Origin of the sequence: Mesorhizobium sp. M0047 (genome assembly GCF_040323315.1) — a bacterium.
GTDB lineage: Bacteria > Pseudomonadota > Alphaproteobacteria > Rhizobiales > Rhizobiaceae > Mesorhizobium.
This window is the reverse complement of sequence record NZ_JAMYUW010000027.1, coordinates 49,455-63,945: the sequence shown is the minus strand read 5'-3', so window position 1 is coordinate 63,945 and position 14,491 is coordinate 49,455. Positions and strand designations below refer to the sequence as shown.

Below are 14,491 nucleotides of genomic sequence, written 5' to 3'. Positions count from 1 at the left end.
CTCACGCTGTGCCGATCAGCAGGGTTGTGCCTTCAGGCTTGCGGCAACGTCACCGCGACGTGAAGGCCACCGCCGGGCGAAGGCGTGCTGAGGGCGATGTTCGCGGAAAGGCGCTCGACGATGCCCGAGACGATGGCGAGGCCCAGTCCGCTTCCTTCCACCTCGGGCACATTCACGCGATAAAACCGGCGGAATACCGCCTCGCGATGCTGAGGGGCGATGCCTGGGCCGCTGTCGGTGATTGAAAGCGCCCAGGCGCCGGGCTCAGACGAGATCGAGACCTTGATCTTCCCGCCAGCCGGCGTGTACTTGATCGCATTGTCGATCAGATTGCCTATCAACAGGCGAAGCATGGGTTCGTCCGTTTTGACCTCGGCTGCCTCGGCTCCGTCGAGCGAGACATCATGCCGCTTGAGCGTGATGATCGTGCCGAACTCGGCGATCACCGATGCGGTGACATCATAGAGTCGGACCACTCTCAGCTCGACCGGCTGATGGCTGATGCGCGCCGCCTCCAGCATCTGCTTGACGAGGCGGGTGGCCTTGTCGTTGCTGGCCGTCAGGTCGGCGAGGATCGTCTCCCGCTCCGTTTCGCTGTCGGCATGCGCCAGCATCTGCAGCAAAAGCTTTATCCCGGCATGAGGCGTTCGCAGCTGGTGCGCCGCCTGGTCGGCGAAGCGCCTTTCCGCCGTCAGCGACCGGTCGAGCTTGCTGAGCAACTGGTTCACCGACATGCCCAACGGAAGCAGGTCGCGCGGCAACGCATCGATCGCGATGACGGAGAGGTCGTCGGGCGAACGGCTGCGGATCTGGCGGACCAGGCCGTGAATGGGTCCCAGGCCGTTGCTGATGCCATACCAAACCAGCAGCCCGATGACCGGCACCAACACCAGCAGCGGAAAGAACAGATTGAGCATGATGTTCGACACCAGCGTGTCGCGAAGGGCTCGCTTTTCGCCGACTTCCACGACGATGCCGGTGTTCGGGATCGGCAGCGAATAGACGAGCCATCGCTCGTTGGCATAATTCAGCTCGGTGAAGCCGGCCCTTTGGACTGGAACACTCTCGGGGAAGGCGCCGTTGGTAAAGATACGGATCCTGCCGTCCTTCCACAGGCGAAATACGTGCGCGTCGGCATAGTCGTCCGCCTGATCGTTCATGGCGAGCTGGTTGCCCATCGCAAAGTCCATATCCTTGACCTGCCTGGGCGGGTGGTTGCCCGGCTCTTCGATCTGATGTTCCAGCAGCGTCCAGAGCACGTTGGCGTCATTGATCAGCTTGGCGTCGTAGATGTTGTCGATCTCGCGCCTGGCGGAGCGGAAGGCGAGCACCCCGATGACTGCGATGGCGACGAGGATCGTCGGCGTTATCCGCAGAAAGAGCTTCCAGGTAAGGGTCAGGCGCCTCATGGCTCGATCATGTAGCCGACGCCCCGGATGGAGCGAATGAAGTCGGCGCCGAGCTTTCTGCGCAGATTGTAGATGATGACCTCGGTCGTGTTGCTTTCCACCGCGCTGTCGGCGCTGTAGAGCGCGTATTCGATGTCGCTCTTGGTGACGTATTTGCCCGCCCGCTCCATCAGGAGCTTGAGCAGCCGGAATTCCTTGGCGGTCATCGCGATCTGGCCCTCGGCGCCGCGCACTACCATTGCCGCCGGATCCATTTCGATAGGGCCGCTTTTCAGGATGATCTCGGTGCGGCCCTCCCGCCGGCGCATGAGGGCGCGCAACCGTGCCAGCAATTCGTCGAGATCGAACGGCTTCACCAGATAGTCGTCGGCTCCGTTGTCGAGCCCTTCGACCTTCTGCAGGGACGTATCACGGGCGGTAAGCAGAAGAATCGGCACGGCGTTGCGATTCTTCCGCGCCGAGCGCAGGACCTCAATCCCGTTCACCCCAGGCAGGTTGACGTCGAGCACGACCACGTCGAAGGCGAGGTCCTCGAGCCCCGCGATCGCAGCCTCGCCATCCTTCATCCAGTCCACCCCATAGGCATGCTTTTCGAGAGCCTTCTTCAGCGAAGAGCCGAGGATCAAATCGTCCTCAACCAGAAGCAGCCGCATGCGATGCCTTTCCGTTGCGGTGAACCGCCTGAATTCCCGATCCGATTGTGAACCAAGGACGCCATCGCGGCATTTTGCGGGCAAAATCAGGTTACGGGCGGGGCGTCTCGTCACGGTTGCGAGAGCAAGCGAGAGGAGGTCCGGCGATGCGGCCGCGACCGTCAGCTTCGGCCCGCGAAACCCCATGGCCAGAGAAAACGAGGTAAGTACCTGACCATGAGAATGATCACGCACCCACTCTCGACGGCGTCATGCATCACCCGGAGGCTTCGATAATCCGCCATCATCACAGCCTTTGAACGGTCGCCGACCGCGGCAAGAGGCAGGCCCGTGACATGCGTGTTCGCGGGGTGCTCGAAAAAGTGGCCAACCTTCAACCCGCGCGGTTCTACTGATCCGAGAACCTGACGCTTACCCCGTGCTGCCGAAAATAGGCCTGCATCAACTTGCGGCCCGAGCGGTTGTTCTGCGCCAGCTTGGTCGGAACGAACACCGCCTGTTTTGTTCCCTCTCGTGCCAGCGCTGCCTTAAGGCTCGCGATATGTACGTCGAGGTCGGCATTATCCGCCCGGAGCGAGGCATAGATGCGTTCGATCGCTTCGGCCACGGTCAGTTCGCTCACAGGGGTCGTCCTTTGGTTGGTTAGGCGGCGGCGGCTTAGCACAGATTCGCGGCGCCGCCGATACCGATGAGACCGTCAGTGCACAGCGCCCGGGTTTTGCAAGCGACGACGGTGTCGCTCGAAGTGCAAAGATAGATACCAAACCATTGGCGACCGTTGCAGCCTCGCTGGCGCGCTGCTGGTCATCGAGTTCTTAGCGCCCAATCACCAGCAGCCATTTTTCAGGATACTTCCCGAGGATTGCGCGTTAGGGTGTTCCAAACGGGCAGGGGGATAACGCGGTTGGCTATTTTCAAGACCTTCACGACATCGGCATGCTTGCTGTCGGTGGTTTTCCTGCTAACGGGTTGCGGGCATGGGCTGATCAACCGGCTGATCTAGTCTCCCGGCTCTAGTCTCCAGTCTCCTTGCCGCCGTTCAGGCGCTGCGCGCGCCACCGCTGCCATGCACGGGCAGCGAGCCAGCACAGCATCGCCCAGGCGAAGCCGGCGCACCAGCCGGCCAGCACATCCGACGGCCAGTGCACACCGAGGTAGACGCGGCTGATGCCGACCAGCAGCGTCGTCAGCACCGCCAATGACAACACATAGATCTTCGTCGTTCGCCCAGGCAGAAAGCGCGCTGCCAGCGCGCCGAGCGTCAGATACGTCACCGCCGACAGCATGGCGTGGCCGCTCGGAAAAGACAGCGTTGTCTCGTTGGCGAGATGCGAGACGAGTTCAGGGCGGGGCCGGTCGATGCCAGCTTTCAGCAGGCTGGACAGCACCTGACCACCGGCCACCGCCACAAAGACGAAAAGGGCGGTCGCCGGCCTGCGGATAAGCAAGAGATAAAAAATTGCCGCTGCTACGATCAGCACCACGACGCTGCCGCTGCCCAGGCTGGTGATGTCGCGCATCGCCCCCTCCAGCCAGGGCGGACCGATCGGACTGTCGGGCTGGCCTGCCTTGCGGAACGCGAGCAGGATTTCGGTGTCGAAAGCGTGCGGCGTGGCGGCCCGCGCCACCTCGATCAATTCCTCGAGCCCCCACAGGCCGGCGGCGATGACCAGACCGGCCAGAAGCACCGGGAATTCGACACGGTTGAGCAGAGCGTTCGCGGCGTTCTTCATCGGCAATTCGCCCGTTACAATCGGCCTTGTAGATAGGGTCCGAGCGTGATCAGTGCCACGGCTGCGATTGCCAGAATGATGCCGGTGGCCTGCAACGCGTTGACGCGCTCGCCGAAAAAGACCAGCGCGACGGCATTCACTGAAACCAGCTGGATGACTGCCGACAGGCTGAATGACACCGACATGCCGAATTCGCGGATCAGCCGCAGCATGATCAGATTGCCCAAGGAATAGAGCGCCAGCGTCAGCAGGATCTTGCCAAGGCTCGGCGCAAGGCCCCACTGTTTGGCGGCGGTGGCCGCCAGCAGGAAGATGACCGTCGAAAAGCCGAGCTGAAGCAATCCCGAAAGACTCAATGTTTCATCCCCCTCTCGAAGCAGCTCCCGCCGCGTGAGTTCGCGGACGTTGTTTCCGAAGCGTGCCGGGACGTCAAGCGACCTCGACCGAACGTAGGCCTTGGCAACAGCAAGGCGGAAGCCCAATGTATTGAAATCGCCCAGCCTATCATTGAAGGGCGGTCAGGGGCTCATGATTCGTATTGTTCAAAACTTGGCGCGGCGCTGGAGCGAGCTTTCCCTTGCCCTGCAATTCGTCGTTGCCGGTGGCTTTGGCCTGCTGGCCGTCATGCTGGTGGTGGGAGCCTGGGTGACGGGTCAGATCCGGGATGGCGTCATCCGCAATTCGGCCGCCACGACGGCGCTGTATGTCGACAGCGTGATTGCGCCCCTGCTCCCGGACCTGCGCAAGCAACAGAAGCTCAGCGACTCCGTCAAGCAGGCGCTAGACGAGACGCTTGGCCAGGGCGCGCTCGGCAAGCGCCTCGTATCTTTCAAGCTCTGGAGCCGTGACGGCACGGTTCTCTACGCCAAGGAGACGGCGCTGATCGGCCGCCGCTTCGATCCGAGCGACAATCTGCGTTCCGCCTTCAAAGGCAGTGTCGTCGCCGAATTCAATACGTTCGATGATAGTGAAGGTGAGGAGAAGGCTTCCGGCCTGCCATTGCTGGAGATCTACAATCCCGTGCGCGAGCCGTGGTCCGGCGAGGTGGTGGCAGTCACCGAATTCTATGAGATCGCCGACGACTTCAAAGCCACGCTGGCTTCCGCTTTGTGGTCAAGTTGGCTGATCGTCGCCGGCGCGACGCTGGCGGCCTTCCTGCTCCTGTCCGGCATCGTCCTGCGCGGCAGCCGCACCATCGACGATCAGCGCGGGGCGCTGCGCCGCCAGGTGTCGGAGCTGCAGGGCCTGGTGACGCAGAACAGCGCCTTGCGAGTGCGCGTGCAGCGGGCGTCCCGTCGCGCCACCGCGCTCAACGAAAGGTATTTGCGCCGAATCGGCGCCGATCTGCATGACGGTCCGGCGCAACTCGTGGCCTTGGCGGCGCTGCGCATGGATAGTCCGGTGTTTTCCGGCGATGGCCATTCGGGCGAAAGCCGCTCCACCGAGGTCGCGATGATCCGCAAGACACTGGAGGATGCGTTGCGCGAGATACGCGGTATCTGCACCGGCCTCGTCCTGCCGCAGATCGAAACGGCTGCCGCAAACGACATTCTGCGGCTGGCCGTCAACGAACACCAGCTGAGGACGGGAACGTCCGTGACCCTCACGCTGGCCGGACAGTTGCCAGAGCCCGGCGCGTCGGAGAAGATCAGTATCTATCGGTTCGTGCAGGAAGGGCTGAACAACGCCTATCGCCACGCGCGAGGCAAGGATCAGGCGGTGAGTGCCGGAATGAAGGGTGGCAGGCTTTACGTTGAAGTATCGGATGCCGGGCCAGGCTTCGATCCGGCACGGGACGAGGGCCTCGGGCTCGCCGGCCTCAGAGAGCGGGTCGAAAGCATTGGCGGCCAGTTTGAAACCTTGACCGGGCCGCAAGGCACGCGTCTGGTAATCCGTCTATCGGTCGAGGAGCAAGCATGACTGGTGTCATTCGCATCGCCATTGTCGACGATCATCCCCTCTTCCGCGAAGGTGTGACTCGCAGCCTATCGGAGATCGGAGGCTTCGATATGGTTGGCGAGGGTGCCACGGCGCAGGATGCCGAACGCATCGTCTCGACCGTTCGGCCGGACATATTGCTGCTCGATATTTCGATGCCGGGCGGCGGCCTGGCCGCGGTTGCAGGGATCCTCGCCGGCCATCCCGCCCAGAAGATAGTCATGCTGACCGTTTCGGAGGCCAATGCCGATGTGACCATGGCCCTGAATGCAGGGGTGTGCGGCTATGTGCTCAAAGGCATCGGATCGCGCGCGCTTGCCGATATCCTGCGCAGCGTGGCGGCCGGCGAAAGCTATCTTTCGCCGACGCTTTCGGCTCGCCTGCTTTCGGATCTCCAGTCCCAGCATCCGACCAACGGCAATGCGGACCGGCTGCGGCAACTCACGGAACGGCAGACGGAAATTCTGCGGCTGGTGGCGGAGGGGCTAAGCAACAAGGAAGTCGCGTTGCGGCTGGAGCTGCAGGAGAAGACCGTCAAGCATCACATGACCGGGGTGCTGTCGAAACTCAATGTGCGGAACCGCACCGAAGCGGCTTTGATGATGCGTGAGCTGCGCGACCGCAACCAGTCTTAAACCCCCAAACGAGGTCACCTCCGCCGGGGGCGACGGAGGTGACGTGTGAAGCCGGCCGTTGCCTGTTGGTCGGCTTCACAAGGCCTTGAGACGGCCGACGTCGGCCGGTGTGGCCCGGCGGTCGATGATCGTGCGACCGAGCGCATCCTCCATCCTGAAACGACCGTTCTCGAGCTTTTCCGTTATGCCGTCGGGATGCCGGATTGTGATCTTGTTGCCTGTCACGTCGACCTCGTCGCCGGTCGTTGCATTGACATGGCTCGCGCTGTTGCCGTTCTTACCCTTGTTGGCACCCGACTTGCCGGCATTGCCACTGTTGCCATTCCCGCTGCTACCGCTATTGCCGCCGCCGCCATTTCCGCCACCGCCGTTTCCACCACCGCCGCCGTTGCCGCCACCGCCCTTGCCGGCCTGTGCGCTGGCGGCGTAAATCGCGGGAACGGAGCCGTGGAAGGCAATTTGATAGGGAGCGATGGTCAACGCCAGCGCAGCCGCGGATCTAAGTGCAAGCCGGCAACGAGGCGTTGTGAGCGATCTGTGCATCCTGATCTCCGTCGATTGAGCCCGGCGCGCCCACCTTCAACGTTGCAGTTGCAACCAACATCGCCGAAAGACGCGGTGCCCGGAAGCGACCTCCGACCGTTGCCGTTGTCACCCAGGACCTTTGCAAGCGCAAGATTGGACTAAAGTCCTAATCGCATGCTATATTAGCTTTGTATGAACGGCGCCGCGATCGCCATCGTCGAGCGGGATACTGGGTTTCCGTGATGCCTGACGACGGCAGACGCCGAACATCAAGTCACCTCCGCCGGGGGCGGCGGAGGTGACTGCGAAGCAGGCCCTTGCCTGGGTGGCCTGCCTCACAAAGCCTGAAGACGACTGTAATCGCGCGCCGTCGCTGCACGTTCGACGATCGTTCGGCCGAGCGCATCCTTCATCTCGAAACGGCCGTTCGCGATCTCTTCGGTGGTGCCATCGGGATGCTGTACCTCGATCTTGTTGCGATCCACGTCAACCTTGTCGCCAGTGGCCGCGTTGACGTGATGGCCGGCTCCGCCATCGTTTTGGCTTTTTCCGGTTCCGGAATTGTCGGTGGTGCCATGATCGTTGCTGGCGCCGTCGTCGCCGCCACCAGACCCGGAATTTCCGCTGTTTCCGCTGCCGCTTCCGCCGCTTCCACCAGCGCCACCATCATGTCCGCTATCCTTGGCGTGTGCGGCTGCGGCAATGGGGCCGGGCGCGGAGCCGTGGAAAGCGAGTTGATAGGGGGCGACAGCCAGCGCCAATGCCGATGTTGCTCTCAGAGCCAGCCAACGAAAGCGGGTGGGGGTCGATCCGCGCATCACGGACCCTCCTATACATCAGGCCGATGCCGGCTTTGGCAAGCGGCCGACTATTGCCGGCATAGTGGCCTTGGCATAGGGGGCCCACGACCAATGCCGCACCGACAGGGACCTTTGCTCGGCCTGACCAGGACTTTGGTCCCTCGCGTCGCTCGGTTGCGAAAAGGGTCGGCTGGCGGGTCGTGAAATCCGGTTGAAAGCGACTGGAGATGTCACGAAAATGTGATCGACCGGCTATAAGGGGTTAAACAGGCAACACGCTCCAGCCATCGCCCAAAGCCAGAGGCAAGTCCCAAATGACCGAAAAACGCTCCCCCGACGCCCGATTCCGCACCAGCCTGCTCGAGGAAAACGACGGCCCCGCAACCAACCCTACGGACAACCGCACCATGGGCGAGATCATCGCCGCGCGGTTCTCGCGCCGTGGCTTCCTCAAAGGTTCACTGGCCGTCTCGGCCATCGCCGCAACCGTTAGTCCGCTGGCGCTGGTCAGTGCGGACGAGGCCCGGGCCGCAGAAGGCTCCGCCTTCGCGTTCGACGAGTTGGAGGCCGGCATCGACGACAAACACCATGTCGCGCCGGGCTACGATGCCGATGTGTTGTTGCGCTGGGGCGATCCGCTGTTTGCCGATTCGCCGGAGTTCGACCCGACGAAACAGTCGGCGCAGGCTCAGGCGAAACAGTTCGGCTACAACAACGACTATGTCGGCTATCTCCCGATCGACGGTTCGGCCGAACACGGCCTGCTGGTGGTCAACCACGAATACACCAACCCGCATCTGATGTTCCCGGGCATCGTCAAGATCGTCGACAAGGACGGTAAGAAATCAGCCGAAGTCGCACCGCTCTCGAAGGAGCAGGTCGATGTCGAGATGGCTGCCCACGGCGGCACCATCGTCGAGATACGCAAGGTCTCGGGCAAATGGCAGGTAGTGCGCGACGGCAAGCTCAACCGTCGCATCACCTCCAGCACCGAAATGGCGCTGTCTGGTCCGGTCGCCGGCCACGATCGCGTCAAGACCAATGCAGACCCGTCCGGCACCAAGGTTTTCGGCACATTCAACAACTGCGCCGGCGGCGTCACCCCCTGGGGCACCTATGTGATGGCCGAGGAGAACATCCACGGCTATTTCTCCGGCGACCTGCCTGAGGGCCACAAGGAGGCCGCCAATTACAAACGCCTTGGCATTCCCGAAAGCGCCTATGAATGGGCCGCCCATTACGATCGTTTCGACCTCGCCAAGGAGCCCAACGAGGCCAACCGCTTCGGCTGGATCGTAGAGGTCGATGTCAACGATCCGACCTCGACGCCGAGGAAGCGCACCGCCATGGGCCGCTTCAAGCACGAGGGCGCCGAATCGATCGTCGCCAAGGACGGTCGCGTTGTCTTCTATCTCGGCGACGACGAGCGCTTCGACTATGTGTACAAATTCGTCACCAAGGCGGCGTTCAATCCCAACGACCATGCCGCCAACAAGGATCTGCTCGACGACGGTACGCTGCATGTCGCCAAGTTCGCCGAAGACGGTTCGGTCGAATGGCTGCCGATCGTCTTCGGGAAGGCGCCGCTGACGACTGAGAACGGCTTCGCCAGCCAGGCCGACGTGCTGATCGAAACACGCCGCGCCGCAGACCTGCTTGGCGCCACCAAGATGGACCGCCCCGAGGACATCCAGCCCAATGCCGTCAACGGCAAGGTCTATGTCATGCTGACCAACAATTCGAAGCGCAAGGCCGACCAGGTCGATGCCGCCAATCCGCGCGCCGACAACGCCTTCGGCCACATCATCGAAATATCGGAAGATGACGGCGATTTCACCGCCATCAAGGGCAAGTGGGAAGTGCTGCTGAAATGCGGCGATCCCTCGGTCGCCGACGTCGGCGCCACCTTCTCGACGGCGACGACGGCCAATGGCTGGTTCGGCATGCCCGACAATTGCGCGGTCGATTCGGCTGGGCGCCTGTGGGTCGCCACCGACGGCCAGAGCCCGAAAACCACCGGCCGCACCGATGGCCTGTGGGCGGTCGACACTGAAGGCACGGCGCGGGCGACCTCGAAACTGTTCTTCCGCGTGCCGATCGGCGCCGAAATGTGCGGCCCGCTGTTCGCGCCCGACGACCAGACCGCCTTTGTCGCCGTCCAGCATCCGGGCGACGGCGGCGAGGACTGGGAGCCGTTCGGCCGCCCGTCCTATTACGAGGACCTGTCGACGCGCTGGCCCGACTTCAAGCCCGACATGCCGGTGCGGCCGGCGGTGGTCGCGATCACCAAACAGGGCGGCGGCAAGATCGCGGTCTGATACTAAAGCGCGTCGCGTCGAAATGGATCCATGCGCCGCGCTTTAGGTCTTTGTTTCCATGCACAATGCCGAAATGGTCGAGGAGGACTTGATGATGGAGGTCGTCGAGTCCCGGCGGCTCGAACCGAAATCAGCGTGAGGCACCGGACGAGGCGCCAGCGGCACCTGCAATCCGTTTGGCGATCGCCTTGGCCAGGATGCCGGCATTGGCGAAACAGCCGCGAATGCTTGGCCGCATGCCGGTGAACCACAGGCCGGGGAATTTCGGATCGGATTGGCCGCCATTGAAGAGAGGAACGCCCTTGCCGTCGAGCACGCCGAGCTTGCCGACCATGGGCTCCAGCCCGGTGCGATAGCCTGTCGCGGCAATGACGATGTCGGGATAGACCAGGCTGCCATTGGCCAGTATCACGCCGTCGCGGGTGAATTCCCGTATGGCCGGCACCACGGTGATCTTGCCCGATTTGATGGCGCTGACGGCGCCGTCGTCGGCGGCGATCGCTGTGTAGTCCGAGGTCAACCGGCTGGCGCCGCCCGAGGGCGCTGGCGGAAGGCCGAATTTGGTCAGGTCGCCGAAGACCAGGCGCTGCGTTGCTGCCATCACCGCATCGGCGATCCGCAACGGCAAGCGCGCCATGAGCGGCGAAAGCCTATGCACGGCGATCTTGCTGATCCGCTTGGGCAGCAAAGCGGGGCCGTTGCGGGCCGACAGCCAGATGGCTGCCGTGGCTATGCCGGCCAGATGATTGAGCGCGTCGAAACCCGAATTGCCGGCGCCTACGACCAGCACTTTTTGGCTCGCATAGCCCTGCGCGTCGCCGAAATCCGCCGAATGGATGATGCGGCCGGCGAAATCCTTCATGCCTTTCCATTCGGGAATGAATGGCAACCTGTCGCGGCCAGTGGCAATGACGACATTGCGCGCAAGGCGCAGTCCGGCGCTGGTCCGCAGCGCCCAATGATCGCCCTTGAAGGTGATCTCTTCGACAGCGACGCCAAACTGCACCGGCAGCTGGTTCTCCCCACTGAAATCGTTCATATGGCGGATGACGGCCGTCCTTTGCGGAAAAGCAGGCGTGCCGGGGGGATAGGCAAGGCCGGGCAGCGAAGAGAGATCGCGGTGGGTGTTGAGATGCAACTGCTGGTGCCGCCGGTGCCAGGGCTCGGCCAGCCGGCTTTCCTTTTCCAGGATCGCCGTCGGCACGCCAGCATTCATCAGGGCATGCGCCACGACCAATCCGGCAACACCGGCGCCGACGACGATTGCCGGCTCGACCGTTATCGGCAGGTCCGCAACCGACCGGATTGTCGTATCAGTCATTCACCCTCGAATCCCCATTCGACCCGTCCTTCCGCATGGCTCGCAGAACACTGTAACCGTTTGACCCCGCGCAGTATCCATACAACAAACTGCTGCCGATTTTCGAGCCATATACGATTTTCGAGCCATCCATTGGGCCGCGGTTGCGCTCTATATGGCATATGCGCGATATCAGCGGTAATCAGGTCGCGGCAATGTGATTGATTCGAGGCCTTGGGGGGCTGGCTGGTCTTTGTCATCCTCACGCGCATGCCCGGAAGGGTTCGATTTTCGAGGTCATGCGCAGAATCAAAGTGTTACAGCACCTTTGCGCGTCTTGAACGCACGGCGCTGTGGCGGCACGCGGAATCTCGGCCATGCCCTCCTTGCGGATCTATTTCGACAAAATCCTCGAGGGCGCCGCGCCCAAGGTGGCGCGGCAGGAGCTGACGCATGTCGAGCGCCTGGCGCTGGTTCGCCGCCATGGCGACTTCTCGCTCGCCTATTCAAGCGCCGTTCAAAACAAGCTTTCCTATTTCGGCGACTCCGACGGCTACATCGCCTTCGGCACCAAGATGAAGCATCATTTCGCACTCGGCGATCCGGTGGCGGCTCCAATGCTGCGGCCCGACTACATCAGACGCTTCGTCGAGACCGGCGGCAGCCCGTGGTTCGTGCAGATCGGCGAGGAGACCGCGCGCGTGCTGGCCGGGCTCGGCTACAAGGTCAATCGGCTCGGCATCGATACCCGCCTCACCCTGCCTGATCATGATTTTTCCGGAAAGCGCAACGAGACCGTGCGCTACTCCGAGCGCTGGCTCTTGAAGAAGGGCTTCTCGTTCGAAGAGGACAAGCGCACGATCCATCTCGACGAGATCGCCCGGCTTTCCGACAACTGGCGCGGCGACCGCATCGTCAAGCGTAGGGAAATGGGTTTTCTCAACCGCCCGTTCGCCGACCATCTGGGCACCGATATGCGCCGTTTCGTCCTGCATGGTCCCAATGGAGAGCTGGTCGCCTTGCTCGACTTCGACCCCTTGTATCGGGATGGCAAGGTCATCGGCTACACCACCGCCTTCAAGCGCAAGCATATCGATGCCTCGCCGCATGCCGAGATCGGCCTGACCAAGTTCGCCGTCGACCGGTTTCGCGAAGAGGGCATATCGGTGGTCACGCTTGGCTTGTCGCCGCTCGTCGACATCGGGCCGAGCGGATTTGCCGAGAGCGACTTCTGGCGCAACACTTTTCAGCGCGCCTACGACTCTGCCTGGGTCAACCGCCGCAGGTTCAACCTGCAAGGCCAGGCGGCGTTCAAGCGCCGCTTCCATGGTGTCGAGGAGCCTGTCTACATCGCCTTCCGCAAGGGGACGCATGTCGAGATGCTGGGGTTGCTGCGGCTGGTCAAGGCGATCTAGACCTGCCTGCGGCTCAGTATACTTTCGCCGCTCAGTTTCTCAGCCGGTAACCCGTCCTGAAGATCCAGGCGACGATCGTTATGCAGATGGCCAGGAAGACGACCGTCATGCCGAGGCTGATGCCGACCGAGACGTCGGACTTGCCGTAAAAGCTCCAGCGGAAGCCGCTGATCAAATAGACGACCGGGTTGAACAGCGTCACCGTGCGCCAGACGCCGGGCAGCATGTTGATCGAATAGAAGCTGCCGCCGAGGAAAGTCAGCGGCGTGATGATCAGCAGCGGAACCAGCTGCAACTGCTCGAAACTCTTGGCCCAGATGCCGATGATGAAGCCGAACAGGCTGAAGGTCACCGCCGTCAGCACCAGGAAGGCGACCATCCAGAACGGGTGCAGGATGGTGAGCGGCACGAACAGCGACGCTGTCGCCAGGATGATAAGGCCGAGGATGATCGACTTCGTCGCGGCACCGCCGACATAGGCGATGACGATCTCCAGATAGGAGACCGGCGCCGACAGCAATTCGTAGATCGAGCCGACGAATTTCGGGAAGTAGATGGCAAAGGAGGCGTTGGAGATCGACTGCGTCAACAGCGACAGCATGATCAGGCCCGGCACGATGAAGGCGCCGTAGCTGATGCCGTCGATCTCGGTGATGCGCGAGCCGATGGCCGAGCCGAAGACGACGAAATACAGCGATGTCGAGATGACCGGCGAGACGATGCTTTGCAGCACGGTGCGGAAGGCACGCGCCATTTCCACACGGTAGATCGCCCATACTGCACGTAGATTCATGGCCGTGGGCAGGTTCATGGCTCTCTTCTCACCAGGTTGACGAAGATCTCCTCGAGCGAACTGTTTTGCGTGTCGATGTCACGGAAATGGATGCCGCCCGCCTCGAGGTCGCGGATGAGCGAGGCGACGCCCGGCCGCTCGGCCTGGTTGTCGTAGGTGTAGGTCAGCTGCCCGCCATCGCCCGACAGCTCCAGCGCGTAGTGCGAGAACGCTTCCGGAATTGCGGGCAGCGGATTGCGCAGTTCAAGCACCAGCCGCTTGCGGCCGAGCTTGCGCATCAGTTCGGCCTTGTTCTCGACGAGGATGATCTCGCCGCGGTTGATGACGCCGACGCGGTCGGCCATCGCCTCGGCTTCCTCGATGTAATGCGTGGTTAGGATGATGGTGACGCCGTCCTCGCGCAGCCGGCGCACCATCGCCCACATGTCCTGGCGCAACTCGACATCGACCCCGGCGGTCGGCTCGTCGAGGAACAGGATCCGCGGCTCATGCGACAGCGCCTTGGCGATCATCAGCCGGCGTTTCATGCCGCCCGACAGGGTGATCGCCTTGGCGTCCTTCTTGTCCCACAGCGACAGGTCGCGCAGCACCTTCTCTACGAAGGCCGCATTGGCCGGCCTGCCGAACAGGCCACGGCTGTAGTTGACCGTCGCCCAGACGCTCTCGAAGGCGTCGATGGTCAGCTCCTGCGGCACCAGCCCGATCAGGCTGCGCGCGGCGCGATAATCCCTGTTGATGTCGTGACCGTCGACGGTGACGGTGCCAGACGAGCGGTTGACGATGCCGCAAACGATCGAGATCAGGGTCGTCTTGCCGGCGCCGTTGGGCCCAAGCAGCGCAAATATCTCGCCACGCTGGATGTCGAGATTGACCTCCTTGAGCGCGGTGAAACCAGTAGCGTAGGTCTTGGAGACCCCGGAAATAGACAGGATGGAAGACATGGCTGAAAACGGCTGCTTGAAAGAGGTCCCC

At 62.5% G+C, this 14,491-nt stretch carries 14 protein-coding genes; 4 read left to right on the top strand and 10 right to left on the bottom strand.

The window, feature by feature from the left end; translation table 11 throughout:
• Positions 1–32 precede the first annotated feature (32 nt).
• The 5 genes from NKJ89_RS23300 to NKJ89_RS23280 all read right to left on the bottom strand — a co-directional run bounded on the left by NKJ89_RS23300 (position 33) and on the right by NKJ89_RS23280 (position 4,151).
• On the bottom strand, positions 33–1,409 hold the full coding sequence (locus NKJ89_RS23300; RefSeq protein WP_352605950.1) for a sensor histidine kinase: 1,377 nt from the start codon (positions 1,407–1,409) through the stop codon (positions 33–35).
• Entirely contained in the window at positions 1,406–2,062 is a 657-nt protein-coding gene (locus NKJ89_RS23295) for a response regulator (RefSeq protein WP_352605948.1), read from the bottom strand. Before NKJ89_RS23295 ends, NKJ89_RS23300 begins: the two co-directional genes overlap by 4 nt.
• 388 nt (positions 2,063–2,450) lie before the next feature.
• Entirely contained in the window at positions 2,451–2,684 is a 234-nt protein-coding gene (locus NKJ89_RS23290; RefSeq protein ID WP_352605946.1) for a hypothetical protein, read from the bottom strand.
• Positions 2,685–3,075: 391 nt separating this feature from the next.
• The gene (locus tag NKJ89_RS23285) at positions 3,076–3,795 is read right to left on the bottom strand and encodes a phosphatase PAP2 family protein (protein ID WP_352605944.1); all 720 of its coding nucleotides are present in this window, start codon (positions 3,793–3,795) and stop codon (positions 3,076–3,078) included.
• Positions 3,796–3,809: 14 nt separating this feature from the next.
• Positions 3,810–4,151: a hypothetical protein gene (locus NKJ89_RS23280; protein ID WP_031261091.1), complete on the bottom strand. Its 342-nt coding sequence runs from the start codon at positions 4,149–4,151 to the stop codon at positions 3,810–3,812.
• Between the two features lie 172 nt (positions 4,152–4,323).
• On the opposite strand from NKJ89_RS23280, the gene NKJ89_RS23275 reads away from it, so the two are divergent.
• Together NKJ89_RS23275 and NKJ89_RS23270 are read left to right on the top strand one after the other, a co-directional pair.
• Positions 4,324–5,715, top strand: a complete 1,392-nt coding sequence (locus NKJ89_RS23275; RefSeq protein WP_023762225.1) for a sensor histidine kinase — start codon at positions 4,324–4,326, stop codon at positions 5,713–5,715.
• A complete protein-coding gene (locus tag NKJ89_RS23270) occupies positions 5,712–6,368 on the top strand; it encodes a LuxR C-terminal-related transcriptional regulator (protein WP_023762224.1) in 657 nt (218 codons plus the stop codon). The genes NKJ89_RS23275 and NKJ89_RS23270 overlap by 4 nt, the downstream gene beginning before the upstream one ends.
• Before the next feature lie 75 nt (positions 6,369–6,443).
• Here the strand turns inward: NKJ89_RS23270 and NKJ89_RS23265 are convergent, their stop codons facing one another.
• Both NKJ89_RS23265 and NKJ89_RS23260 read right to left on the bottom strand, forming a co-directional pair.
• Entirely contained in the window at positions 6,444–6,911 is a 468-nt protein-coding gene (locus tag NKJ89_RS23265) for a hypothetical protein (RefSeq protein ID WP_352605942.1), read from the bottom strand.
• 317 nt (positions 6,912–7,228) lie between these two features.
• Positions 7,229–7,711, bottom strand: a complete 483-nt coding sequence (locus NKJ89_RS23260; protein WP_352605940.1) for a hypothetical protein — start codon at positions 7,709–7,711, stop codon at positions 7,229–7,231.
• Between the two features lie 296 nt (positions 7,712–8,007).
• On the opposite strand from NKJ89_RS23260, the gene NKJ89_RS23255 reads away from it, so the two are divergent.
• On the top strand, positions 8,008–10,011 hold the full coding sequence (locus NKJ89_RS23255; RefSeq protein ID WP_352605938.1) for a PhoX family protein: 2,004 nt from the start codon (positions 8,008–8,010) through the stop codon (positions 10,009–10,011).
• A gap of 130 nt (positions 10,012–10,141) precedes the next feature.
• On the opposite strand, the gene NKJ89_RS23250 is transcribed toward NKJ89_RS23255, so the two are convergent.
• Positions 10,142–11,332: a flavin-containing monooxygenase gene (locus NKJ89_RS23250; RefSeq protein WP_352605936.1), complete on the bottom strand. Its 1,191-nt coding sequence runs from the start codon at positions 11,330–11,332 to the stop codon at positions 10,142–10,144.
• 356 nt (positions 11,333–11,688) lie between these two features.
• On the opposite strand from NKJ89_RS23250, the gene NKJ89_RS23245 reads away from it, so the two are divergent.
• The gene (locus NKJ89_RS23245) at positions 11,689–12,726 is read left to right on the top strand and encodes a phosphatidylglycerol lysyltransferase domain-containing protein (protein ID WP_352605934.1); all 1,038 of its coding nucleotides are present in this window, start codon (positions 11,689–11,691) and stop codon (positions 12,724–12,726) included.
• 31 nt (positions 12,727–12,757) lie between these two features.
• Here NKJ89_RS23245 and NKJ89_RS23240 read toward each other — a convergent pair whose 3' ends face one another.
• Both NKJ89_RS23240 and NKJ89_RS23235 read right to left on the bottom strand, forming a co-directional pair.
• Entirely contained in the window at positions 12,758–13,519 is a 762-nt protein-coding gene (locus NKJ89_RS23240; RefSeq protein ID WP_352605982.1) for an ABC transporter permease, read from the bottom strand.
• A 14-nt stretch (positions 13,520–13,533) separates the two neighbouring features.
• A complete protein-coding gene (locus NKJ89_RS23235) occupies positions 13,534–14,460 on the bottom strand; it encodes an ABC transporter ATP-binding protein (protein ID WP_352605932.1) in 927 nt (308 codons plus the stop codon).
• Between the last annotated feature and the right edge of the window lie 31 nt (positions 14,461–14,491).

What these genes read in the sequence shown, in the direction of transcription:
- NKJ89_RS23300 (WP_352605950.1), bottom strand. Translation starts at nt 1,409, where the DNA reads ATGAGGCGCCTGACCCTTACCTGGAAGCTCTTTCTGCGGATAACGCCG.
- NKJ89_RS23295 (WP_352605948.1), bottom strand. Translation starts at nt 2,062, where the DNA reads ATGCGGCTGCTTCTGGTTGAGGACGATTTGATCCTCGGCTCTTCGCTG.
- NKJ89_RS23285 (WP_352605944.1), bottom strand. Translation starts at nt 3,795, where the DNA reads ATGAAGAACGCCGCGAACGCTCTGCTCAACCGTGTCGAATTCCCGGTG.
- NKJ89_RS23275 (WP_023762225.1), top strand. Translation starts at nt 4,324, where the DNA reads ATGATTCGTATTGTTCAAAACTTGGCGCGGCGCTGGAGCGAGCTTTCC.
- NKJ89_RS23270 (WP_023762224.1), top strand. Translation starts at nt 5,712, where the DNA reads ATGACTGGTGTCATTCGCATCGCCATTGTCGACGATCATCCCCTCTTC.
- NKJ89_RS23265 (WP_352605942.1), bottom strand. Translation starts at nt 6,911, where the DNA reads ATGCACAGATCGCTCACAACGCCTCGTTGCCGGCTTGCACTTAGATCC.
- NKJ89_RS23260 (WP_352605940.1), bottom strand. Translation starts at nt 7,711, where the DNA reads ATGCGCGGATCGACCCCCACCCGCTTTCGTTGGCTGGCTCTGAGAGCA.
- NKJ89_RS23255 (WP_352605938.1), top strand. Translation starts at nt 8,008, where the DNA reads ATGACCGAAAAACGCTCCCCCGACGCCCGATTCCGCACCAGCCTGCTC.
- NKJ89_RS23250 (WP_352605936.1), bottom strand. Translation starts at nt 11,332, where the DNA reads ATGACTGATACGACAATCCGGTCGGTTGCGGACCTGCCGATAACGGTC.
- NKJ89_RS23245 (WP_352605934.1), top strand. Translation starts at nt 11,689, where the DNA reads ATGCCCTCCTTGCGGATCTATTTCGACAAAATCCTCGAGGGCGCCGCG.
- NKJ89_RS23240 (WP_352605982.1), bottom strand. Translation starts at nt 13,519, where the DNA reads ATGAATCTACGTGCAGTATGGGCGATCTACCGTGTGGAAATGGCGCGT.
- NKJ89_RS23235 (WP_352605932.1), bottom strand. Translation starts at nt 14,460, where the DNA reads ATGTCTTCCATCCTGTCTATTTCCGGGGTCTCCAAGACCTACGCTACT.